Raw genomic sequence first — 4,558 nt, 5'->3', positions numbered from 1 at the left:
TGTTTGCATACGTTCACCTGAGCCCCGAATCACGGGGCCGTTTTCCGCCGATCAGAGCGGGGCGCCGGGGCGGTCGCGAGCTCGTCCAGCACCACCCACTCGGCCTGCGCACCGCCGGCCGACAGGACGTCACGCAGGCCGATGACGGTGTCGCCCGGCGCGCGGCGGCGTACCCCCGGACCGACCTCGTCGATCACGCCCGCGACGTCCCAGCCCAGCTTGACCTCGTCAGCCGGCGGCAGCAGGCCCGCCTGCGTCATGGCGCCGCTGCGGGTGGACAGGTCGATGCGGTTCACGGCCGCCGCGGCGACGCGGATCCGGACCTGGCCCGGGCCGGGCCGGGGCTCGGGGAGGTCGGCCACTTCCAGGACTTCGGGGCCGCCGAAGCGGCGCACGATCACGGCTCTCATGGTGACGACGCTAGGGGCGATATCGTCGGGCGGTAAGGACGCACCCGGGAGTGCGTACCGTACCGGGAGGAGCCCGCCGCGATGGTCACGAGGTCCGCCGCAGAGCGCCGGGACGAGGCGCAGCGCGCCTACAACGCCAACCTCGCCGAGTGCCCCGGCCACGACCTGCTGGGCACGCTGAGCGACAAATGGCTGACCTTGGTGGTGGCCGCGCTGGCGGACGGACCGCTGCGGTACGCCGAACTGTCCCGCGAGGTGGCCGGGGCCAGCCAGAAGATGCTCACCCAGACGCTGCGCAAGCTGGAACGCGACGGCCTGGTGGCCCGCAGCGTCACCGCGGCGGTCCCGGTGCAGGTGTCGTACGAGCTGACCGCTCTCGGCCACGAGCTGCTGCCGTTGCAGCGGGCCATCAAGAGCTGGGCCGAGACCCACATCGCCGAGGTGCACAGCGCCCGCGCCGCCTACGACGCCCGCCCGGCCTGACCCTATCTCCTATCGGTGATGCAGGGATAAGATGCACTCCCCGAACACAGGAGTTGAGCCATGAGCGTCACCGACGAGCTGCTCGCCAACGCCGAGCGTTACGCCGCGAGCTTCGACAAGGGCGAGCTGCCGCTGCCGCCCGCCAGGCACGTCGCCGTCGTCGCCTGCATGGACGCGCGGCTCAACCCGTACGGCCTGCTCGGCCTGGCCGAGGGCGACGCGCACGTGATCCGCAACGCCGGCGGGGTCATCACCGCCGACCAGCTGCGCAGCCTCGCGATCAGCCAGCGCCTGCTCGGCACCCGGGAGATCATCCTGATCCACCACACCGACTGCGGGATGCTGACGTTCACCGACGACGGCTTCAAGGCGAGCATCCAGGACGAGATCGGCATCAAGCCGGCCTGGTCGGCGGAGGCGTTCAGCGACCTGGACGCCGACGTGCGGCAGTCACTGCGGCGCATCGAGGCCGACCCGTTCATCCCGGTGAAGGACTCGGTACGCGGCTTCGTCTACGAGGTCGAGACCGGCAAGCTGCGCGAGGTCAGCTGACCGCCGCCGGTCAGGCGTGGCTGGCGAATCGGCCGAACAAACGGGCGAGGTCGCCCTTGTTCACCGACCAGGCGGGTTGGCGCGCCGCGACCGAGCCCATGTGCGGGTGAACTTCCGCGAGTGAGATCAGGTTGTGCAACTCGCGCACCGGGTCTGCGTGGTCGTCATCTTCGTCGCTCGGGGTGGGAGTGCCGCTCACCCCAGCGGTCCGCACGGTGTCCAGGATCTCCTCCAGATCGTCGCGCCGCGCTACCGATCCGTCGCCGTCCTGCCACTGTCTGACAAGATCGAGGGCACCCGAGACCAGGGTCGCCTGGATGTGTTCCTCGAGCCGCGATCCGAGGTGCAGGCCCAATTCCTCGGCGATGTCCACGGCTTCGCGGGCCGAGTCCCAGTCGTCGATGCTTCCCCAGAGGCGATAACGCGCCTCGTCGTCGATGACCTCAAGGATGTGGTCGACGTCCACGTCCTCATCGGCCAGCTCGCGGAGATACTGGACGAACTCGGCGATGAGGTAGAGGTCGGCACAATCGCTGACCAGGTCCCCCGCGCAGTCCGCGAGGTCGGCGAGCAACTCGTCGCAGAACTCATGGTCGTCGTAGACACGGCCGATCAGGAGGCCGGTCATGAACCGACTCGGCAAGATACTCGGCAGGGATCCGGCGAGCGAGTCGGCACGGAGCAGGCCGAGAACCTTCTGTTTGACCACATTCCGCTGAGCCGGCGGGTCCGCATATCGCAACCGGGGCCACAGTCTGTGGAGTTGCTCGAATGACACAACGCTTTCGAGCAACGTCAGCAAGGCGTCGGGGCGTCGCCTGTAGAAGTCCTTCATGAAGTCCTGCACCGAGGGATTCCCGACCACGATCCGCACCGTGTTCTCATAGTCGAAGATGGTGAGCAGTGTGCCGTCGAGGATCTGCAGGGCCTTGCGGAAGTCATCTTCGGAGGCGGGCGTCCGGCGGACTTCGGTCAGCGAGCGCCAGGCGCGCCGCAGCGGATCGATGTTTGCCGGGCCGAGCGAGTAGGCCGACTCCAGAAGCGCAACCTGATGCGCGGTGAGCTGGTTCTCGACGAGGTGCCGCCAGAGGTCACTGGGATCGTCGAGCGATCGCAGCACGTTCGCGGCGACCTCACCCGGGTCGGTATCGGCCTTCGTGAGACTCAGCGTGAGGGCGATCAGCCGCGGATTGAAATTCCGGTGCTCCACGATCGGCAGATAGGTGCCGGGTTCAGAGAAAGACACCTTCTGCGCGGCGGTCAGATCGGCGAAATAGACGTGGTTGTAGAGGATCTGGGCCCGGGTGTCCAGCTGGTATTCAGCGACGTTGACGACGCGGGTCAGAGGGTCGAAATCGGTGCGGCCCAAGCGTTCGTAGCGTTGCCTGGCCTGAGCCAGCACATATTCCCGGGTGGTCAGGATGAGCCGCTTCCTGGGGTTTCTCGCCACGTGCTCCAGCAGCCTCAGCAGTCGGCCGTCCTCGTTCTTGCGCAACTTGTCCTCGAGCGCCGTCTGGCCGAGAAAGTCGTCGTAGTAGAAGACCTGGTGGTGATCGTCGCGCCAGGCCGAGAACGCCTCTTCGACATCCTCCGAGATCTCCACCAGGTCGAAGCCCTTGGCCACGTGAGCGGCCGCCAGGACCTGCGCCAACGTGGTCTTCCCGGCCCCCGGAGCGCCGACGATGAGGCACGCGTGCCGATCTTCGAGCAGCTCGAGACAACGACTGAACGCGGGGACCGGAACGTAGGTGCGCAACGTCGTCTCGGTGTCGACCGAGAGCATCTGGGAGCGCGTACGGATGCCGTTTGTCAGCACCGCCTGGAGGACAGCGGTGCTGTTGAGCCACAGCCTGATGTGCCGCTGCACTATCTCGTCATTCGCCCGCAGCCCCTCCTCGATCTCGCGCAGCCCCCACAGGTCGCCCGTGTCCTTCACCCACGGCGTCAGGTCGGCGAACAGGCGCTTCTTGGCTTCCGGATTCAGATCCGCGGAGGTGGCGAGCAGATAGCGGTCCGGCTTCAGCGAGTCGACCTTGGGCTTTTCCTTCTTGGCCATGTGCACCACCAGGGCGGCGCGCCCGCTGCGAGCCCAGTGTTTGCACTGGACGATCCAGGTCTCGCCGGACGGCATGACGTACCGGAGGTCCATTCCACCGTCCCGGCCGGGCGCGAACAGCTCGAATCGGACGCCCAGCACCTGTCCGAGCAAGTCACGACAGAGAGCCTCGAAATCCGCGTCGGTGATCCGGCCGATGTCAAAACTGTCCAATGCATCTCCTGCCGCGTGGCGTCGATCGGTGGCCAGCATAGGCAGGCCGCGGGGTGGCACCCCGTACCTCACCGCACTGCCGCGCGTCTGGCAGGCTGTAACGGGCTGAATGGGGGAGGCTTTGATGGGGGATCGCCGGCGGGACGACTACGTGCTGAGCACCGACGCCGCGCGCGTTGATGTCGGGCTGGTGCACCGGTGGTTGTGCGATGAGTCCTACTGGGCTGCCGGCCGGGACTACGACGTGGTGGCGCGGTCGATCGAGGGGTCGTTGCCGTACTCGGTCTTTCACGGCAGTGAGCAGGTGGCCTTCGCCCGGATCGTCACCGACGGGGCGACCTTCGCGTGGATCTGCGATGTCTTCGTGGCCGCCGGGCACCGCGGCCGGGGGCTCGGCGGGTGGCTGGTCGACAGCATCGTCGAGGACCTCACCGACCGGGGTGTCCTCCGCCTCATGCTCGCCACCAAGGACGCCCACGAGGTCTACCGGCGGGCCGGCTTCACCGGGCTGGAGGGCGCCGACCGCTTCATGGAGCTCGACCGGCGCCCCACCCGCGCCGCCATCCTCGGGCAGGCCTGAGGCCCGGTCAGGGCGCGGCCGCCGCCGGGCCGGGACTCGCGGCCACCGGGTCGTCCGGCGGCCGGGCACCGCGGCGGCGGGACAGCACCCCCTGGGAGATCGCCACGCCCGTCAGCACGATCAGCGCGCCCAGCGGCTGGTTCCAGATCAGGTGCTCGCCCAGGATCAGCACGCCGACCACCGTCGCCACCACCGGCATCAGGTAGGTCACCGACGCCGACGTGCTCGCGCCGGCCACACGGATCACCCTCATGTAGAGCACGA

The 4,558-nt window shown here is 68.1% G+C and carries 6 protein-coding genes; 3 read left to right on the top strand and 3 right to left on the bottom strand.

Going from position 1 to position 4,558, the window contains the following annotated elements; all coding sequences use genetic code 11:
• Window positions 1-29: 29 nt before the first annotated feature.
• Window positions 30-410, bottom strand: a complete 381-nt coding sequence (locus tag AB0C29_RS34905; RefSeq protein ID WP_360829530.1) for an alcohol dehydrogenase catalytic domain-containing protein — start codon at window positions 408-410, stop codon at window positions 30-32.
• An 81-nt stretch (window positions 411-491) separates the two neighbouring features.
• On the opposite strand from AB0C29_RS34905, the gene AB0C29_RS34900 reads away from it, so the two are divergent.
• Together AB0C29_RS34900 and AB0C29_RS34895 are read left to right on the top strand one after the other, a co-directional pair.
• Window positions 492-893, top strand: a complete 402-nt coding sequence (locus tag AB0C29_RS34900; RefSeq protein WP_360829527.1) for a helix-turn-helix domain-containing protein — start codon at window positions 492-494, stop codon at window positions 891-893.
• Between the two features lie 60 nt (window positions 894-953).
• Complete coding sequence (locus tag AB0C29_RS34895; RefSeq protein ID WP_360829524.1) at window positions 954-1,445, top strand: carbonic anhydrase; 492 nt, start codon at window positions 954-956, stop codon at window positions 1,443-1,445.
• 10 nt (window positions 1,446-1,455) lie between these two features.
• On the opposite strand, the gene AB0C29_RS34890 is transcribed toward AB0C29_RS34895, so the two are convergent.
• Window positions 1,456-3,714 (bottom strand): ATP-binding protein, encoded by a 2,259-nt coding sequence (locus tag AB0C29_RS34890; protein ID WP_360829521.1) that lies wholly within the window; start codon window positions 3,712-3,714, stop codon window positions 1,456-1,458.
• A 124-nt stretch (window positions 3,715-3,838) separates the two neighbouring features.
• On the opposite strand from AB0C29_RS34890, the gene AB0C29_RS34885 reads away from it, so the two are divergent.
• A complete protein-coding gene (locus AB0C29_RS34885; protein ID WP_360829518.1) occupies window positions 3,839-4,294 on the top strand; it encodes a GNAT family N-acetyltransferase in 456 nt (151 codons plus the stop codon).
• Window positions 4,295-4,301: 7 nt separating this feature from the next.
• Here the strand turns inward: AB0C29_RS34885 and AB0C29_RS34880 are convergent.
• On the bottom strand, window positions 4,302-4,558 hold a 257-nt coding region (locus AB0C29_RS34880; protein ID WP_360829515.1), incomplete at its 5' end, for a DMT family transporter.

Source organism: Actinoplanes sp. NPDC048791 (assembly GCF_040650095.1).
In the GTDB taxonomy this organism is placed as follows: domain Bacteria; phylum Actinomycetota; class Actinomycetes; order Mycobacteriales; family Micromonosporaceae; genus Actinoplanes.
Note: the sequence above shows the minus strand (reverse complement) of the source record. Positions and strands in the feature narration are given on the sequence as shown.

Bases quoted from the DNA above. Each gene is read 5' to 3' on its own strand.
- AB0C29_RS34885 (WP_360829518.1), top strand. From the start codon at position 3,839: ATGGGGGATCGCCGGCGGGACGACTACGTGCTGAGCACCGACGCCGCG.
- AB0C29_RS34895 (WP_360829524.1), top strand. From the start codon at position 954: ATGAGCGTCACCGACGAGCTGCTCGCCAACGCCGAGCGTTACGCCGCG.
- AB0C29_RS34900 (WP_360829527.1), top strand. From the start codon at position 492: ATGGTCACGAGGTCCGCCGCAGAGCGCCGGGACGAGGCGCAGCGCGCC.
- AB0C29_RS34905 (WP_360829530.1), bottom strand. From the start codon at position 410: ATGAGAGCCGTGATCGTGCGCCGCTTCGGCGGCCCCGAAGTCCTGGAA.